Annotated in this window: 13 protein-coding genes and 1 pseudogene; 7 read left to right on the forward strand and 7 right to left on the reverse strand. The window is 61.4% G+C overall.

Annotated features, from left to right (window positions below; all coding sequences use genetic code 11):
* Positions 1–16: 16 nt before the first annotated feature.
* Positions 17–202, forward strand: coding sequence for a hypothetical protein (locus tag N5A92_RS03380; protein WP_260900427.1), 186 nt, complete (start codon positions 17–19; stop codon positions 200–202).
* A gap of 32 nt (positions 203–234) precedes the next feature.
* Here N5A92_RS03380 and N5A92_RS03385 read toward each other — a convergent pair whose 3' ends face one another.
* Both N5A92_RS03385 and N5A92_RS03390 read right to left on the reverse strand, forming a co-directional pair.
* Positions 235–5799: a DUF6923 family protein gene (locus N5A92_RS03385; protein ID WP_260900428.1), complete on the reverse strand. Its 5565-nt coding sequence runs from the start codon at positions 5797–5799 to the stop codon at positions 235–237.
* A gap of 1291 nt (positions 5800–7090) precedes the next feature.
* On the reverse strand, positions 7091–7381 hold the full coding sequence (locus N5A92_RS03390) for a hypothetical protein (protein WP_260900429.1): 291 nt from the start codon (positions 7379–7381) through the stop codon (positions 7091–7093).
* Positions 7382–7874: 493 nt separating this feature from the next.
* Here N5A92_RS03390 and N5A92_RS27245 point away from each other — a divergent pair, with 493 nt between their 5' ends.
* Complete coding sequence (locus tag N5A92_RS27245; RefSeq protein WP_313958377.1) at positions 7875–8270, forward strand: response regulator; 396 nt, start codon at positions 7875–7877, stop codon at positions 8268–8270.
* Positions 8271–8337: 67 nt separating this feature from the next.
* On the opposite strand, the gene N5A92_RS03400 is transcribed toward N5A92_RS27245, so the two are convergent.
* Positions 8338–9564 (reverse strand): PQQ-dependent sugar dehydrogenase, encoded by a 1227-nt coding sequence (locus N5A92_RS03400; RefSeq protein ID WP_260900430.1) that lies wholly within the window; start codon positions 9562–9564, stop codon positions 8338–8340.
* Positions 9565–10194: 630 nt separating this feature from the next.
* Between N5A92_RS03400 and N5A92_RS03405 the strand changes: the two genes are divergently transcribed.
* Positions 10195–10914, forward strand: coding sequence for a response regulator (locus tag N5A92_RS03405; protein ID WP_260900432.1), 720 nt, complete (start codon positions 10195–10197; stop codon positions 10912–10914).
* Entirely contained in the window at positions 10911–12419 is a 1509-nt protein-coding gene (locus N5A92_RS03410) for an ATP-binding protein (RefSeq protein WP_260900433.1), read from the forward strand. The genes N5A92_RS03405 and N5A92_RS03410 overlap by 4 nt, the downstream gene beginning before the upstream one ends.
* Positions 12420–12649: 230 nt before the next feature.
* Here the strand turns inward: N5A92_RS03410 and N5A92_RS03415 are convergent, their stop codons facing one another.
* Genes N5A92_RS03415 through N5A92_RS03425 form a run of 3 tightly spaced genes read right to left on the reverse strand, consistent with a single transcriptional unit; the run spans position 12650 to position 16404 of the window.
* A complete protein-coding gene (locus N5A92_RS03415) occupies positions 12650–14752 on the reverse strand; it encodes a xanthine dehydrogenase family protein molybdopterin-binding subunit (protein WP_260900434.1) in 2103 nt (700 codons plus the stop codon).
* An 11-nt stretch (positions 14753–14763) separates the two neighbouring features.
* Positions 14764–15780: an FAD binding domain-containing protein gene (locus tag N5A92_RS03420; protein ID WP_260900435.1), complete on the reverse strand. Its 1017-nt coding sequence runs from the start codon at positions 15778–15780 to the stop codon at positions 14764–14766.
* A 3-nt stretch (positions 15781–15783) separates the two neighbouring features.
* Positions 15784–16404, reverse strand: coding sequence for a (2Fe-2S)-binding protein (locus tag N5A92_RS03425; RefSeq protein ID WP_260900436.1), 621 nt, complete (start codon positions 16402–16404; stop codon positions 15784–15786).
* Between the two features lie 500 nt (positions 16405–16904).
* Between N5A92_RS03425 and N5A92_RS03430 the strand changes: the two genes are divergently transcribed.
* Both N5A92_RS03430 and N5A92_RS03435 read left to right on the forward strand, forming a co-directional pair.
* On the forward strand, positions 16905–17315 hold the full coding sequence (locus tag N5A92_RS03430) for a DoxX family protein (RefSeq protein ID WP_260900988.1): 411 nt from the start codon (positions 16905–16907) through the stop codon (positions 17313–17315).
* Between the two features lie 29 nt (positions 17316–17344).
* Positions 17345–17473 (forward strand): annotated as a pseudogene (locus N5A92_RS03435) (GntR family transcriptional regulator); the annotation flags it as partial.
* 64 nt (positions 17474–17537) lie between these two features.
* Here N5A92_RS03435 and N5A92_RS03440 read toward each other — a convergent pair.
* Positions 17538–17924 (reverse strand): winged helix-turn-helix transcriptional regulator, encoded by a 387-nt coding sequence (locus N5A92_RS03440; RefSeq protein ID WP_260900437.1) that lies wholly within the window; start codon positions 17922–17924, stop codon positions 17538–17540.
* 155 nt (positions 17925–18079) lie between these two features.
* On the opposite strand from N5A92_RS03440, the gene N5A92_RS03445 reads away from it, so the two are divergent.
* Complete coding sequence (locus N5A92_RS03445; RefSeq protein WP_260900438.1) at positions 18080–18691, forward strand: NAD(P)-dependent oxidoreductase; 612 nt, start codon at positions 18080–18082, stop codon at positions 18689–18691.
* Position 18692 lies beyond the last annotated feature (1 nt).

The following is an 18692-nucleotide window of genomic DNA, read 5'->3' on the forward strand; positions in this document are numbered from 1 at the left end:
GCTGATGCGAAAGGGAATGGACGGTTCGTCTCCCGAACGCGCCCGTTCGGTCTTCGCGCCAACGGGCGTGGTGCCGGTGGCGCCGTCGTTGACCGCCTTGCCGGTGATGGCCAGCGGGCAGACACCCTCCGTACAGGCCTCCTCCGCCCCCGCGGCGGGCGTCAGCAGCGCCAGAGCCGACGCGCTAGCGCACGGTGACTGAACCGCACCGCAAGGCTCCCCTTCTCATCGCCCTCATTGCCCCGCCTCCACGCGCGTCTCGATCTCCAGGCGGTAGCCGCCGCCGCGCCGCCGCCATCGCTCGGCGATCAGGTTCCTCAGGTCCCCGATACGCCGCTTCACGAGTTTCGCGTCCGCATCGCCGGAGTGGAAATAGCTCAGCCTGAGCACCGAGCGCTCCTCGGCCAGCACGCCGATGAGCTGGTCGATGCCGGCCGCCCATTCGGGCCTGAGTTCCGTATCGCCCGGCTGGAACGCTGCATCCTCGAGGTCCAGCCGCACCACCCGGCCGATCGAGGCGCCGAAGTTCAGCTTGGTCATCTTGCCCGCCGTCAGCCGCACCACGCGCGGGTTCTCCGTCGTCAGGCGGTAGCCCGTGGGCAGCGTGCGCTCATCCAGCTTCATGATGAAGTTCGAGCCGATGCGGCTCTCCGGCAGGTCGGCACAGGCGACGTGGAAGCGGCCATGGGCGTCCGTGGTGATCAACCAGCCCTTGACGGTGGCCACCCGCACGCCCGGCAGCCCCGGCTCGCCCGCATCCTGGTGGCCGTTGCCGTTCTGATCGTCGAACACCTTGCCGATGATGTCGCCACAGTCGAACACCGGCTCGGCCAGGATCTCCACCACGGCCGTCGCTTCCGTCCCCAGTCGGCGCCCGGTCACATCCTGCGCGCTCGCCCGGTTCGTGTGCTCGCCCGGCCCGGCCGTGCTCAACGCCTGCAGCCGCAGCCGGATGTCACGTTCGCCGTTGCCTTCCAGAGACAGACCCTCGAAACGGACCTGACGTCCGGCGACCACGGGCTCCACCGCCTCGTCATCGATCGTCGCCGAGCCCTCCACATAGCGGAAGCCCGGCGGCATGGTGTCGATCACCGTCAGCCCATCGGCGAACGAGCCGGCATTGTTGGTCACCCGGATGGTGAACGGGACCTGCTCGCCACGCCGGATCGCCCGAAGACCGGCAATCTTGATCACCGAGATGTCGCTTGCCGCAAGCGGCAGCGACAGCAGCGACACGCTCTCGTCCGACTCCACCATCGTGCCGGTCACCTGCGTGCCGTTGACGTAGCCGATCGCCGTCGCCGTGTTCTCCACGCCGTTTTCGATACCGGCTCCATTGTCGATATCCGTCTGTCCCAGAGAGTAGGTGGCGGTGAAGGTGCCTTCTTCGCCCGGGGCCAGGGTCACGTTCTCCGGATCGAAGTCCGAAAGGTCGTTCTCGCCCGGTTCGCCGCCGAAGAGCGGACCCTCGTCCTGCGGCACGACATCGGCAATCGGCACGTTGCCCGTGTTCGTCACGGTGAAGGTGTAGCGGATCAGATCGCCGGGGCTGGAGGCGCCCTCGCCGTCCACGTCCTCGTACTCGCCGGCCTTGGTCGTGCCGAGTGAGGGCTCCTGCGGATCGATTACGACACACTGCCCGGGGTTGTCGCTGCAATCGGGCTCCGGCGTTCCCGCCTCGTAGGCGACGTTTCTGATTTCGGTGACATCGTCGGGGATCGGGTCGGCCACGGTGACCTGATAGACCACCTCCAGCGTGCCGCTCGCCGGGACGACGAGATCGTTCCACACCAGCGGATCGCCCACAGCGTCCGGTTCCTGGCTGTTACCGCCCACCGTCGCGGAACCGGCGACATACGCGGTGTTGTCGTCGATGTTGTCGGCCAGATCGTAAAGTGCGCCGGAATCGGTCTCGTTCGTCAACGTAACCGTGAAGGTGAGGGTCTCGCCCGGCTCGGCGACGTCGTCTTCCAGGCCGTCCTCGTCCGTCAGTTCCTTCGAGGGCGCGGCCACGCCCGGCGTTCGCGTGCTGACGCAGGCGTCCGGAAAGGCATCGCAATCGTCGGTCGCCGCGTTGCGGATCTCTTTCACATCGTCGGGAAGCGGGTCGGCCACCGTGACCGAATAGACCACTTCCAGCGTGCCGTTTGCCGGGACGACGAGATCGATCCATTCCAGCGGATCGCCGGCCTGATCCGGCTCCCGCGGGCTTCCGCCCACCGTCGCCGAGCCCGCCACGTAGGTCGTGTTGTCGTCGATGTTGTCGATGAGGTCGTGAAGCGCGCCGGAACTGCCCGAATTGGTGAGCGTGACCGTGTAAGTCAGCGTCTCGCCCGGCTCTGCCGCGTTGTCGACCAGCCCATCCTCGCCCGTCAGTGCCTTGGACGGAACGGCTGTTCCCGGCGTTGGCGTGGTAACGCAAGCATCGGGATTGGCGCCACAATCGTCGGTCGCCGCGTTGCGGATCTCCGTCACGCCGTCGGGGAGCGGGTTGGCCACCGTGACCGAATAGACCACCTGCAGCGTGCCGTTCGCCGGAACGACGAGATCGATCCACTCCAGCGGATCGCCTGCGGTGTCCGGCTCCTGTGCCGTGCCGCCCACCGTCGCCGAACCCGGCACATAGGTGGTGTTGTCGTCGATGTTGTCGATGAGGTCATGAAGAGTGCCGGAATCGCTCGGATTGGTGAGCGTGACCGTGTAGGTCAGCGTCTCGCCCGGCTCTGCCGTGTTGTCGACCAGCCCGTCCTCGCTCGTCAGTGCCTTGGAGGGAATGGCCCTCGCAGGCGTTGGCGTGGTGACGCAAGCATCGGGATTGGCGCCGCAGTCGTCGGTCGCCGCGTTGCGGATCTCCGTCACGCCGTCGGGGAGCGGATCGGCCACCAGAACGTCGTAGATAACCTCCAGCGTGCCGCCGGCGGGAACGACGAGATCGTTCCACTGCAGAGGATCGCCGGTCTCATCCGGCTCCTGCGGGTTGCCGCCAACCGTCGACGAGCCCGCCACGTAGGTCGTGTTGTCGTCGATGTTGTCGGGGAGGTCATGAAGCGCGTCGACCGTACCTGGATTGGTGAGCGTGACCGTGTAGGTCAGCGTCTCGCCCGGCTCGGCCACGTCGTCGACCAGCCCGTCCTCGCCCGTCAGTTCCTTGGACGGAACGGCCGTTCCCGGCGTCGGTGTGGTCGTGCAGGCATCCGGGAAACCGGCGCAATCGCTTGTCGCCGCGTTGTGGATCTCCGTCACGCCGTCGGGAAGCGGGTCGTCCACCAGGACGCTGTATTCGACCAGGACGGTCGTTCCCGCCGGAACATCCACGTCGATCCAGTCCAGCGGATCGCCAACGGTATCCGGCTCCTGCGGCGTGCCGTCCACCCTCGACGAGCCCGGCACATAGGTGGTGTTGTCGTCTATGTTGTCGGTGAGGTCGAACACGACATCGAATGTTTCCGCGTTCTCGAGCGCCACCGTATAGGTCAGCGTCTCGCCCGGCTCGGCGACATCGTCGATCAGGCCGTCTTCGTCCGTCAGCGACTTCGTGCGGTGGATGAGAGGGAAGATATCTCCGTCTGTCGCCGAGTTGTTGGAGAGATCGGAATCCGGCGTTTCCGGCGGGTTCGTGACCGTGGCGGTGTTGACGAGTTCCCCCTCTGTGCCCGGGGGAATATCGACCGTGAACGTGAACGTGACAAAGCCACCATCAACGAGGTCCACCGGCACGTCCGTTATCGCGCCGGTGCCGCTGGCCGCTCCGCAGACGCCGCTCACGCCGTCGCCGGTACACGTCCAGCTCGCACCCGAGGCGGGGCCGGGAACGGCATCGTTGACGAGCGCACCGGTCACGTCGATGGGGCCGTTGTTGGTGACGACGATGGTGTAGATCGTCTGCCCGCCCGGATTGTACGTTTCGCTGCCGTTGGTCTTCGTAATCGCCAGGTCGGTCGGCTCGTTATCGTCGTTGGTGACGGTGCATACCGCGTCGTCGCCGACCGCCATGTCGATGGTATTGCCGGAGACCGGCGCACCGCCATTGACGACGCAGCTATAGTCGGAACCGGTATAGTCCGGCAGCGTCGTCTCGCTTAGGATATAGGTCCCTACCTCGACGGGCACGTCGGTGACGGCCGGCTCGCCGCTGACGCCGGAGAACGACGTCGGGCCCGACGCTTCGAGCGTGAAATCGTCCGTGGTCGCGGTGCCCACGTCGTCGTTGACGACGTTCTTGGCGAGCGTGAGCGTTGGCAGGGTATCGTCGTTCGTGATGGTACAGACGGCGACCTGCTCGTTTTCGAGCGCGATCGAGTTGCCGACAACGGGCGAACCGCCATCGACCACGCAGCTGTATTCGCTCGCGTCGTAGCCCGGCTGATTGGTCTCGCTCAGCGTATAGGTGCCCGCAGGCACCGCCGCATCCGTCACGTCGGCGCTGCCGCTGACGCCGGAGATGGTCACGGGGCCATCGGCGCTCAGCGTGAAATCCGCGGTGCTCAACGTCCCGCCATTGTCGTTGACCACCTGCTTCTCGAGCGTGAGAAGGGGGGCGGCGATGTCGGTGTCGGAATTCGTGTTGTTGCTCGGGGTCGGGTCGGAGAAGCCCTCGGGATTCGTCACCGTCGCGGTGTTGGTGAGTTCACCGGTGAAGCTTAGCGGCACCTGCATGGTCAGTGTAAAGGTGACCGAAGACTCGGCGGGCAGGTTGACCGGCGCATCGACAATATCGTCGGTGCCGTTGGCCACGCCGCATGTAGCGCCGTTCGTCGGGCTGCCGCAGGTCCACGTCGCGCTGGTGATGCCATCGGGGAGCGCGTCGTTGACGAGCGCATTTTGGACGCCAAAGGGGCCGTTATTGCTGACGAGGATGGTGTACTCTACCTCGCCGCCACGATTGTAGGTCTCGGAGCTGTCGTCCTTGTCGATCTCGAGGTCGGCGTCGAGCAGCACCGCCGTGGTGGGGCACTTGGCGCCGTCGCCGGCGCCCGACGGCGCATTGGAGATGAGCGTCGCCTCGCCCGTCGCGGGATCGAACTGGTAGAAGGCCCCGGAATTGAGACGGCCGAAAATGCCGTTGGTGGCGCTGATCATCGACCCGAAGGCGCTGGTGATGCCCGTTTGGCCGATCTGGTTCACGTCTCCCGTAACGGGATCGATCGAATAAAGAAAGCCGTCGCTGTGGTTGTGCGCGTAAAGCAGCCCGTTGTGCCAGGCGAGATCCCCGTGGTCGATGCCCCGGTCAAGGTCTATGGCCGTCGCCGTCGGCGAATTCAGATTCGACACGTCGACGCGCCACATCCTGTCCGTGAGCCCACCGTTGTGCTTGAGGTAGAGGAAGCCGTCCGGCCCGATCACGCCAGAAGCGATCCACCGCTGATAATTAGTACTGGCGGTGCCGTAATTCTGGTTGATGCCCCCACCGATGATGTCGCCGAATTCCCGCAGGACACCATTGCTGTCGATACGCTGAAGAACGTGCCTGCTCCGATCCGAGTCCCAACGCGCCGCGTAGATGAAGTTGTCGGTGGGATGGTAGCCCATGCCGTTGTAGGCGGGGGCCGGATCGCCGATGGTCGGAAAGTCGAACGGGTTGGTGCTTGTGTCGACGCTGTGGAGTTGCACCTCACCACCGCCGACGGCTATCCCGAGATACATGGTCGACGTACAGGCGGCGAACGGGGTCTGTGCCTGCGCCCGGGAGGCCGAAGTCCCCCCCAACAGAAACGCGGTGGCGGCAAGGAACATCAGCGCCGCGAAACTGGCCAGCCTGGCTGGATTTCGCACTGCGGAAAGCAGAACCGATCGATGCATGTACGCCCCCTCGTATACATATCATCCGATGAGGCCACTTTGTTTCCACGCCGCCGGAGCACCGCTCTGCATTCGTTGGAATGCATCGCGCTGCATCGGTGCTCGGCGGTGTGACCGGAAGCACCGGATGATTCGAGGGTAAGGGGGCATATTGCCGCCGCTGCTGTATTTCAGGAAACGCATGATTTTTCAAAAAATAACGATATCGATGAATTAAATAGGAACTATGAAGAACAACGTGTCTGATTTGCCACAACTTCTGGTTTGTCTTCTTCGAACGTGAAAGAGTCAATTATACCTAAACTAATGTGTCTTGCGTCCGCTCTGTTCCCCTGAACGAGACATGCTTGGCCCTGTCACGAAACACAGGGGCGATGGGACACATCCATGCCGTTATGGCACATCCTGGATTTAGCGAATGAGAGAGCCCGGGGACTGGGAAGCATAGTCGGTCGCACTATGGTGCAGTAGAAGATGGCCTAAAGACCTGCCGATCCATCGGCGTGCGTCGATCGCTATTGTCTCGCCCAGGTCGGGCATCCGCGTCCAGAGCGGCCACCAATTCCTCCGGGTCGACTTCCATCCCTCATGCCAGCCGCCTTGGGGCCGACTGTTGACTGTCGGCTTACGGGACGATGTCACCGAAGCGGACATTCACGCGGATCAGGTGCGTGGTAGGGTTTGCGGCTACAGCTGTCATTAGCGATTAGGTGGCTGCTGCGCCGCAGCAGCATTCAGTTGTCGGCGCTCTTTCTCAGATGCGATAGCCAGAGAGATTTGCAAATTCCGTAATCTAGCTCGATGACTGCTGCTGAGCTTCAGGCGACCTATGTCTCCTCCATGACCGATGGCAGCTTCGCGCCCATATCGGACAAACGGCGTGACACCATAAAACTCCAGAAGCAGACATTCACCCGCCGAAGATTGCGATATTGCCTCGATGGCCTCCGCTACACGGCGGTCGAGCTCCTCGTGGTCGTGCTCCGTCGAGTCCCGGCACTTGAACAACCTGTGCAAACCGGCGGGCGGGCGTCTAGTGTATACCGGAGGACGGCAGGCCGGATGCCAACATTTTCTGGCGGAACCGAGTACTATGGCAATACTGGAATCGCGGCTAGGGATTTCTGATGAGCGGGGCGGACGAGACCACCTTTGTTTGCGGGTGCAAGACGGGCCATGTGTATGTCCACGACTTCAAGGACGTCCGTGGGAGGCTAACCGGCAGTTACCCTCCCGAGTTGGTGCCGGAGATGACAACTCCGACATCCAAGTTGTTGCACCTGCAGATCGTTTAATAGCTGGCGGAGAAGTCGTCGGAGGCATTATAGCCTCGATATACCCGGTCCGCATTGTCACGCGATGCACGAGCAGGATAACCGGTCGTCACCTTCGCGGTGCCGGAGGTGATAAACGCGGCATCGGAGCCGTTAACATACCCTTCCATGCGCAGCGGCAGGTCATTCTGTTCGCTTGGACCGAAGTCGTCCGCGGCATTGTACCTAGTGGAACTCTGCGCATTGGCGCCACCGAGCCCGAATCCGAGCACAGCGAGCGTGGAGGTGAAGATAATGAACTTGCGCATTGCATTTTTCCTTTCACATTGAGCTTAGGGTGTCCGAGCTCCCGTCGAGCGTACCTCCGGGATCTCGCGGTGGGTTTTCTCCTCATGTGCTTTGGCGGATCACGCCGAAGCACATCTGCTACTCAGTGAGAACTGAGCATCTCGACCGCTTGATCGAAGCGGCCTAGACGGAGCCATGCTAGGCGGGAGCTGTCGTAGAACTTTGTCTCGATGACCGGCAGTTCATCGCAAGCTGTCGCAGGGACAACGAGGCGATACATCTCGTTACACTTCTCACGGTTTCTTGAAGCCGTGCGAGATTGCGCCTTCGCCGGAAGGGGGACATCCCTGTAGAACAGATATGCCGACGCCAGCCATCCTTCTGCGGCGGCTTTCGAGCATTGCGTGAAAGCGGTGCATCACATCGCGCTCGTCGGCGACCCTGGGGACTTTCGCGATCTCGTTGGGAAGTACCTCACCCGGCAGGGTTACCGAGTCAGCCTCGCTGACAGCGGTGGCGCTGAAGCGGCTGCTCGACCGCAGCCTGTCCGACCTCGTCGTTCTCGACATCATGATGCTGGCCGAGGATGGGTTCGCCTGCCTGTCGGCAGGTTCGCAGCACCGTCGACATTCGATCATCTTTCTCACCGCCATGACTGACGACATAGACCGGATCGTAAGCCTGGAGGTCGGTGCCGCCGACTATCAGACGAAACCGCTCAATCCGCGCGAACTGCCAGCGCGCTTCAAGGCGGTGCTCAGGCGCGTGAACAGCCGGCCGCTGCAACGGCGGAAAGAATTTAGGAAACCATTGCCCCCTCCTGCCCTCGGCAGGCTACCCTTCAGAACTACCTTTTCTAAGTCTGATCAGAATCTGGGTTCTGTTTCACGCTACGAAGACTGCAACTAGGAAGAGAAGGCCGGCCGGCCCAGGCTTTCTCGATGAAGACTTTCTATCAGCGCATTGTTCCAACTGCTTAGCGCTCTATCTCGTCATATCTGCAGACCTGAGCTGGTCCGTCCGTCGCCGTGCATTGGCGGGCCGGCGTTGGCGCAAGCGGGACCGAGAAGATCCCGTCGTTGTTCTCGCCGCGCCCGTTCGTCAGGAACCATAGCTTGTAGTCGCTTCCCTCAAGCACATGGCGAATACGACCGTACTCGCCGACATAGTGCGCCGAAGCTACGGGATTGCCTGCGGTATCGATTGTCACCGACCACAGCCGCTGTCCGGTCAGCCCGGCAACGAAGAAGGTGCCGTCAACGTAAGCAAGCCCGCTCGGCCCCATTTCCTCCGTACGCCACTGCATAACCGGGTCTATGTAAGCTGCGTTGCCTCCCCGGCCTTCCATGACCGGCCAGCCGTAGTTTCCGCCCGGCTCAATTCGGTTGAGCTCATCCCATGCATCATCCCCGAATTCGGTCGCCCACAGCTGGCCATTTTCATCCCACGCCAACCCCTGGGGATTGCGGTGTCCAAGGGAGTAGACGAGGGACCCATCGATTGGGTTGTCGTTCGGGATGCCGCCAGCCGGCGTCATGCGCAGGATCTTGCCAGCAAGCGAATTCGGATCCTGCGAGAGGTCGGGATTTCGTGTTTCGCCGACCGTGGCATAGAGCATCCCGTCCGGTCCAAATGCGATCCGCCCACCGTTGTGACTGCGCCCTCCGGGCAATCCATCAAGAACGATCTGCACATCGCCGAGCACACCTTCGCTATACGCCATCCGCACGATGCGATTGCCCGAGGCCGTGCTGTGGTAAGCATACACCCAGACTTCAGCGCCTTCTGTGAGCACAGCGAGTCCAAGCATCCCGCCATCACCTCGGGCGACTACGTCGGGCACGGTGCCGACTGATCGCAGCGTCTCGCCCAGCCGAAAAGCGACGATCTCCCCAGTGCCACGCTGGCTGACGAGTACGTCGCGGCCCACAGTCACGGCGGACCAGGGTATATCGAGCCCTGAGACAATCTCGACGGGAGTGCCCTCGGGCACTAAGCCCGATGTCGCAGTCCCGTTTAAACTCGACGACTGCGCATGAGCGCCGGAGGAAACCACAGCTGGTGTGGCATCGATCATGATGAACGCAAGAGCGATCATCGCGAACTGAACCACTGCGGTTGCTCCACTGCCTGCGCCTGTTCGGCGCACCTCATGCCGTAGGTGGCCAGTACCGACACAATTGTCGAAATCTCGGTTCTTCATAGTCAACTCTCCCACTTCGGCGCGAAGCGGTCGCAATTACTACAACTCTGTCTTAGAAATGTGCCGCACTGGCATCAGATTGTCGCAGCGCTATGGTGTTAAGTGACGGTCATCTTGGGTCAATCAACACGGTTTTCCGGCGAACGAACACTCGCGCAGACCGATGCGAGATGTTTGAAATCTCAATTCGTCTTGAGGTGGCAATAGGATCCGCCGACGAGCCGCCTCGATCTCTCGGCCACTCACGGTGCTACACAAATCTAGACTACACGATTCATCGGCGCCCGTCGTTGACGTGCGCCTCCTGCAACCCCGCGACAGACCTTACAGTTTGCTTGCAGGTTCCGCGACCGGTGAAGACACTTCGTTACAATTTGGTACCAGTGCGGCACACTCATACGACAAATCAATCGTATTGATCATGCTCCACCCCACTGTCCACCGCGCAGTTATGGAGGCGATGATCAGGCGTGTGACAACGGATTTGTGCCGCTCGCGGCGCGCGCTTACAGGCGCCCGACGTGCACTTCTTGATTGGAGAATGCACCACCCCGCGCTACCCATTTTTGACGCATTTTACCGATGGAGAAGACCCTAACTCCTCTGTAAAGTCTCTGAGAGGTTGGGCCGATGCAAAACGCCACGCATGTCGTAGTCGTTGATGATCACACCGATATTCGGGATCTCGTTCGACAATATCTGGAGCAGCAAGGTTACAAGGTCAGCGTGGCCGAAAGCGGTTCGAGCCTGAGACGAATCCTCGAACGGCAGACTGTCGACCTGATCATCCTCGATATCATGATGCCTGGTGAGGATGGCATTTCCCTGTGCAGGCGGATTCGAGCCTCGGAAGACATTCCCATCATTTTTCTGACAGCGATGGCCGAGGAGACGGATCGGATCGTCGGTCTCGAGCTGGGAGCCGACGATTATCTCGTAAAGCCGTTCAATCCGCGCGAGCTACTTGCCCGGATCAGAGCAGTGCTTCGGCGAGCAACGGCTCCTGCGGCGTTGCGAGCGATGCATGAGCGGAGGACCGTTCGGATCGGCCATTGGCGGGTCAATCTGGGTCGCCAGGAAATCTGCGGCGAGGACGGCGTCGGCATTCCGCTCAGCACGGCTGAGTTTCGCCTTCTGAAGGTTTTCATTGAGCGGCCGGGCCTGGTCCTAAGCAGGGAACAGCTTCTGGATCTGACCGTGGGCAGGACGGCTGATATCTTCGACCGCAGCATCGATAACCAGGTCAGCCGTCTTCGGAAGAAGATCGAAGAGAACCCAAAAAATCCCTCGATCATCAAGACGCATTGGGGTGGCGGCTACAGCCTATGCGCCGAGGTCGCGTTCGAATGACCCGTTTCTGGCAGCAAAGTCTGGCGACACAGTTCATCGGGCTGATGCTCGCGGCTTTGATCATCTCGCAGGCGCTCACCTTCCTCATCTCATGGGATGAGTACACCAAGAAATTCGACGCTGCGGTGAAAGCCGAGTTTATCAGCCGAGCGTCATCGGTGACCCGCTTGATGGGAACGCTATCGCCTCAGGTGAGGGAGCAAGCGCTTCGCGCGAGTGAAGGAAGCTATTTGAGATACTGGTTGACAGACAGCGAGCCCACGGATGCGAATGCGTTCAGGTTGCAGGCCCTCGATCAGCTTTCGCGGCCTCTGGAAAGTTCCGCCGATCCGAGTGGAACATTCGGATGGGCCGGGGCGCCGCATCCGCAATTGCCAGACGCCGAAGACGTGGCCACCGCAAACGCGGATGACCCGTGGCGAACTCCAACGCCTTATTTGTGGATGCTGTCGCAGCCGGCGGAGGTCCTCCGTTTTTCGGGAAGTCTGGGGTATGGGTTCAAGACGCAACTCGACGATGGACGTTGGTTGAACGCTGCCTTTTATCAGCACGACAAGGGAAGTCTGTGGACTTCCCAGTCCTTGATATCCCTTGGTCTTACGGCGTCGATTCTTGCTTTGATTGGCGTCTTCATCGCCCGGCGCATCGCCCGCCCATTAAGGCACCTGGCAACATCCGCTGAAGCTCTCGGGCGAGGCGAAAACCTGCCGCCGCTGTCGGAGGACGGGCCGGAAGAGATCAGGCGGACGGCTCAGTCCTTCAATACCATGCAAAGGCGCCTGCACCGCTTCGTCGAGGACCGGACGAAGATGCTGGCGGCGATCGGCCATGATCTACGCACGCCACTTACCTCCCTTCGGCTACGAGCGGAGTTCGTCAACGACGAAGATGTCCAGCGCAAGATGCTAACCACCATCGACGAGCTCCAGTCGATGACGGAAGCCGCGATTTCGTTCGCGCGTGGAGAATCGATCAGAGAGGAAACACGGGCGATAGACCTGCAAGCGCTCGTAGCCAGCATCTGTGATGATCAATCCGATCTCGGGCACCCGGTCACGCATATCGAAGGCGCGAAGATGAAGTACCGTTGTCGGCCCGACGGTCTCCGCCGCGCAATCAGAAATCTCGTCGAGAACGCGGTGCGGTATGGCGGGGAGGCGAAGGTGTTCATCCGGCAGACCGCATCGACCGTTGATATCGTGGTGGAAGACCGGGGCCCCGGAATTCCGGACGACATGACAGAGAAGGTTTTCGCGCCCTATGTCCGGCTGGAAGCTTCACGAAACAGGCAGACCGGTGGCATCGGCCTCGGTCTCTCTATAGCGCGGGCGGTCGCCAGGCAGCATGGGGGAGACATTTCGTTCTCCAAAGGCGACGCCGGTATGCAAGCCATCATCTCGCTTCCGAGAGAAGGCCGTGTCGATGGCGCGCCAGCGAGGAAAGCGCGCATCTGGAGTTTCGAAAAAACAGTACGCGCCTCGCAAAGCGCTCCGTTGCCGGAATAGCTCGCGCCACCTCCCTCACGATCCACCAGACGACGGTCTTGGCGCAGATTATAAGGATCGCAGTTTGGCGTCCCGCGCTCAGATAGAGGAAATGACCGTAGTGCGGATCGAGCTTCGAGGGAGCGGGCGTCCCGGCTTGCGTGGCCTGGCCCTTACGATCCTTGCGCGCACGCCGGACCGTAAGGGATGTCTCGGAACTGGATCAAGAGCGCTTGTCGCGCCCGCGTCCTTCAAAGGACGTCTTCGATGCGGATGGGCAGCTTCCGGATGCGTTTGCCTGTCGCATGGTAGATCGCGTTTGCGATCGCTGGCGCCGTGCCGAGCATGACGAGTTCGCCCATGCCCTTGACGCCGGCCGAGTTGACCATCGTATCGGGCTTATCGATCAGGCCGACGTCTACCTCTCCGATGTCGGCGTTTACCGCCATGACGTAATCGGCGAGGTCGTCATTCAGGTAACCGGCGAAACGCGGATCGACCTCGGACTGTTCCCGAAGCGCGGTACTGAACCCCCAGACAACGCCGCCATGCATCTGCCCTCTTGCGGTCCTTGGGCTGACGACCCGGCCGATATCGGCAATGCTGACCGCGCGCGGCATGCGGATTCTCCGCGTGCCCGGCTCGATATGGATTTCCACGAACTGCGCGATGTAGCTCATGGAGGTGAAGCCGGGATACTCGGATCCCGCCCCCGCGCGGCGGCCGGTCCGGAAGGCTTCGAGGGCGGATGCATCCTGCCCGGGTGCGAGTTCCGATGCGGTCACCTCGATATAGGGCCGTTTCAGGCGCGCCAACTGCTGGTGAAGGTTGCCGGCCGGTGGGTTGGGTCCCGCAAGTTCCTCAAATCGGGCACGCAGGGCCTGCACGGCTTTTACCGTTGCCGGGATGATACTTGCCGTACCGCGTTCTCCGACCGTGGCCATCTGCGGACCTACGGACGTATCGCCCAGCAGGATTTCGATCCTGTCGGGATTGACGTCCAGTCCCTGGACGATCGCGTTCGCGACGGCGGTCCGGATGCCCTGTCCCATTTCATGGCCCGAGCTGATGATCCGCGTCGTGCCGTCCGCCCGGACCCTGAGCGTTGTCTCCGCGGCGGATCCCGACGCCCCGAAGATGCCGCAGGCAACGCCGAGGCCGACCAGAGTGCCGTCTTCCAGGGTCATCGAGCCGGGTTCGGGGGTGCGGCGGCTCCAGTCGAAACGGCGGGCACCCTCTCTGAGGCAGTCATTCAGGAAATGCGGCGCGAGCGGCTGCCCGACGATGATGTCGGTGGTGGCCTCATGATCGAGGCGCAGTTGCACAGGATCCACGCCCAGCCGGTAAGCCATTTCGTCGATCGCGCTTTCCAGGGCGAAGCCGGCCGGAAACGGATGCGTTCCCCGCGTATGGCGCGGCATGTTGCGGTCTATATAGATGTCACCTGCTGTCGCGCGGAGATTTCCGATGGCGTATAGTCGCGCGACGTCCTCATGATAGCCGTTCGAACGAAACCCGCCGTCCGGCCAATTCTCCTGCACGACGTCGTAGTCGATTGCGGTGAGGCGCCCTTCGCTATTGGCGGTCAGCCGAATGTTGTGGATGCTGCGTGGCCGGTAGTTGGCGATGTGAAAAAGTTGTCCGCGCGGCGTGACCAGCTTGACCGGGCGCTGCGTCAGCCTTGCGGCTTCAGCCACCAGCGCGGTCTGCAATTTGGGAGGGGACTTCTGCCCGAAGCCACCGCCGACATAGTCGGATTTGACTGTGACAAGCTCGGGGGAAATCCCCATTGCCTCCGCAAGCGCGTTTCTGGCCGAGTCCGAATTCTGGCATCCCTCGTAAACCGTCAGCCGCCCGCCGGACCAATGCGCGACGGTGCCGAACAGCTCCATAGCGTTGTGATGCTGGGCCGGCGTTTCGAAAGTGCCCTCGACGATCTCGGCGGCATTCTGGAACTCGGTGTCGACATCGCCCGTATCGAAACCCTCGGATGGAACGACCGTAGCGCCCGGGCTGTCCATCAGCGGGATGAACGGCGCGGTCTCATAGGTCGCCGTTATCGCCTCGGCGCCCTCGATCGCGGCCTCGAGCGTCTCGGCGACGACCATCGCAATGGGGTAGCCCAGATAATTTATTTCGGGCGAAAGGGTTGGAAAATCTCCCAAGGAGAGGACCCGTACCACGCCACTGGTTTCGGTCGCGGGTGTGATATCGATGTTGCTTACCGCACCTTTGGCGACGGTGGCCGGGACCAGCATCGCATAGAGCATGCCCGGCAAATGCATGTCAGCGCCGTATTGCGTCTGGCCGAGAACTTTGCCCCTGGCATCGACGCGCGCGATATCGGAAAACACTTCTGCAGGCATCACACTCTCCTTTGCGCGGCGATGATCAGGGCATCGGCGATGACCCTGGCACCGAGTTCCACTTTGAATGCGTTATGCTGGCCCGGGCGGGCCTCGGTGAACGCAGCATGTCCGGCTTCGAGGGCCAGTTCGGGTGTCAGGGATGATCCGACAACAACCCTTTCGGCGGCGCTGGCCCGCCATGGTGTGGTGGCGACACCACCCAGCGCAATTCGGGCGGTGCGGACGGCATCCCCATCCATTTCGACGGCGACAGCGGCGGACGCCAGCGCAAAGGCATAGCTCTCCCGGTCGCGGATCTTGTGATAGGTTGATGTGCGTCCCGCCGGTGTTTTCCGGACGGTGATGGCCGTTACCAGTTCGCCCGGATTGATGTTGAATTCCCTATGCGGCGTGTCCCCTGGCAGCAGATAGAAGTCCGCGATCGGGATGTTGCGCGTCCCCTCGGGCCCGAAAACCTCGATCGTGGCGTCCATCGCGGCCAGTGCCACCGGCCAGTCGCCGGGCGCCACCGCGGTGCACGCCTCGCTGGTGCCGAGAACGGCTTGCGTACGGTCGAGCCCGCCGAGAGCCGCACAGCCGGATCCGGGTTCGCGCTTGTTGCAGAGATAGACGCCCACCGTGGTCGACGACCCCGCGCCGTTGCGGAAATACATGCAGCGGGTGCGCTGCAGCAGATTGCCGCCCACCGTGGCCATGTTGCGCAATTGCTGCGAGGCGGCCTTGAGCAGGCTTTCAGCCAGAACCGGATACTCATCGCGCACGACCGGTGCGCGCGCCACATCCGCCATCAAGGCACGGCCGCCGAAACGCAGAACATCGCCATCCGTCTCGATCGCATCCAGCCCCTCGATGCGGCTGACATCGATCAGGTGAGCCGGGCGCTCGATCCCCAGCTTCATGAGATCGTAGATATTGGTGCCGCCCGCGATATAGCGGGCCGACCCGCCAGCCTCGGCAAATTGCGTGACTGCCGCGTCCGCCGTTTCTGCGAAAGTGTAATTCAATCCCCGCATGTTTTAGCCCTCCATGGTTTCGGCGGCCTGGGCGATGGCGGCGAGAATGCCGACATAGGCGCCGCAGCGGCAGATGTTCCCGCTCATGAACTCCCGGATGGCACCGGGATCGGTTGCCTGCCCCTGAGTGACGCATGCGACAGCCGACATGATCTGCCCAGGGGTGCAGTACCCGCATTGAAGCGCATCGTTGTCGATGAAAGCCTGCTGCATGGGGTGCAGCTCATCGCCCCTTGCAAGCCCTTCGATCGTGGTGACCTGCCGCCCATCAACCTTGGCCGCCATCGTTAGACAGGAGGAGACGGGGCGGCCGTCCAAATGCACGGTGCAGGCACCGCATTGGCCGTGATCGCAGCCCTTTTTTGTTCCAGTCAGCGCCAAGCGTTCGCGCAGAAGATCCAGCAGTGAAGCGCGCCCATCGACATCGATGGTGACCCGTTCACCATTTACCTGGAACGAAATGTGGGTCGTGGGACCGTTTTCCGGACCTGGGACGGGAACTTGCTCTTGAGCATCGAGGCGGAGAGGAACCAGGCTGGCAGCAGTCACGCCAGCGCTGACGCCGAGCACCGTGCGGCGGGTGACGCCGGACGATGTCTCGTTGTTGCAACCATGATCTGTCATTGTCACCTCTCCTCTTTAAGCCCTGCGTGCCGTATCAAGCGCAGAGCCTGAGCACTGCGCTTGCGCGTGATGGTCCTGTCATCAGGATAGGCCAGAGGCTTCGCAGGGATATGCCGTCGGTTTGCCGATTTGTCGCGAAATGTCTCAGCTTGTAATCAGTCGATTACAGCTTTGGCCTGATGCCCCGCTCTCGTGTGATGGAGCGAACGGGTAGGGACTGGAGGATGACGGTTTCACCGAAGCAACGAAGTAAGCCGGCTAAGCCCCTTCGCAGGCTAATGACAAGCTCGCTGCAAAATCATCGGCTCCGTCTCACCACAGCCTGGCATCATCACGCGCGGTTCGTGTGCCGGTGATACATTTTCGTACAATTTCGCACACTGTCGGCACATTCGCGCGATGAGCCTCCTGTAATGATCCGACTTATCACACCCGAAGTGGGACAAGAATTATCAGCGGCGTGCCTTACGCCGTCGAAACCGGAGGATAGACGAGTGGAAATGAGATTTATTCAACGCTGGGCACCGGAACTCTTAAGTATACTGCGTATCGTGTCAGCGGGATCGTTTTTCACGCACGGAACGATGAAGTTGTTCGCATGGCCTGCGCCATTCGAGTATCCGATGAACGCGATGCTATATGTGGCCGGCATTTTGGAAGTAATTGGCGGAGTTTTGCTGCTGGCCGGCCTGTTTACGCGTCCGATCGCGTTCTTGTTGTCTGGCTTGATGGCTTTCGCCTATTTTATTGCTCACGCCTCTCAGGGATTTTTCCCGGTCCTCAACCATGGCGAGGCGGCGATGCTATATTGCTTTGTCTTTCTATATATCGCAGCCGCTGGCCCCGGTTCGCTTAGTATTGACGCGTTGGCCGGGAAAGCCCAGCAGCCGATGGGGGCAGGATCGTCCTGACATTCCCACGCTGATGCTGGCTTGCGGCGAGGGACGTCAACCGCGCCGACGAGCTTGCGCACGCGCACACACGTCAGTTCCGCGAAAACTTCATGGACTTCATGCAGGAGAATTGCACGACCGACGTTACGCTGGGTCCATTGAAAGCGGCGGAGTGAACCACCGATGCGAATCGGATTTGTCAGAACTGGATCGATCACTGAGGAAAGACCGCTAAGGCGCTCACCGTGCTTGTGCTCGGCTTGGAAAAGCCTTTCGCGTCTCGCAGATCGTTCGATGATTGGCGTTCGCCCATGCTATCAGGCTTTTCATCGGGACGAGAAAGGACTGCCCGAGTTCCGTTAGCTCATATTCCACGCGCAGTGGCACTTCCGCGTATAGGGTCCTGCGGACGAAGCCGTCTTGCTCCAGCCGCTTCAAGGTTTTGGACAGCATCTGCTTGGAAACGTCGCCGATCTCGCGCGAGAGCGCGTTGAAGCGTTTGGCGCCCTTTTCCAAGGCCGTGAGGATCAGCAGGCTCCATTGGTCACCGATGCGGTCGAGAACATCGCGGATGGGACAGGGCTGATCGAACACGAAATCTTCCGCAGCACGATTTGTCTCAACCATTGTTGTTCCTTTTCTGATCCGTTGCCGCGGTCACTCCACGATGACCTGATCACATCCCGATGACTTCTTGCGGTCCGCAGTCAGATAGCATAGCTGTGAGCATATGGTCTAGATTATAGACCTGATCAGAATATTGTACCATCAAGGAGCTTGATATGGCACGCATCGCCCTCATCGGCGCGTCCGGCAATGTCGGACAGCGCCTCCTCAAGGAATTGTCCGATCGAGGCCATCAGGTCACGGCCATTGCACGCAATCCTGACAAGATAGCCGCGCTACCGGGCGTTGCCGCAACTAAGGGCGATGTCAAAGACGGTGCCGGCCTCGCAGCGCTTCTCAAAGGGCACGATGCGGTCATCAGTTCGCTGCGTTTCCTGGACACCGATTTCAACGCGCTGCTCGATGCCGTCCGCGCCTCGGGCGTCAAGCGTTATCTGATCGTCGGCGGCGCAGCCAGCTTGGAAGTCGCTCCCGGCGTCAGGCTGCTCGACAGCCCCGATTTTCCTGATGCTTATCGCGCCGAAGCCACGGCCGGCGCCGAATATCTGAAGCGACTGCGCGAGGTAACTGTTCTCGACTGGACCTTCCTCTCGCCTTCGGCGCTGTTCGTCCCCGGCGAGCGCACAGGCCAGTTCCGCCTCGACAAGGATCAGCTTTTGACGAGTGACAGCGGCAGCAGCATTTCCTTCGAGGACTACGCCATCGCCATGGTGGATGAGATCGAGAAGCCCCACCACATCCGCCAGAGATTCACCGTCGGATACTGAT

This window comes from Chelativorans salis (assembly GCF_025336525.1).
Classification (GTDB): Bacteria; Pseudomonadota; Alphaproteobacteria; order Rhizobiales; family Rhizobiaceae; genus Chelativorans; species Chelativorans salis.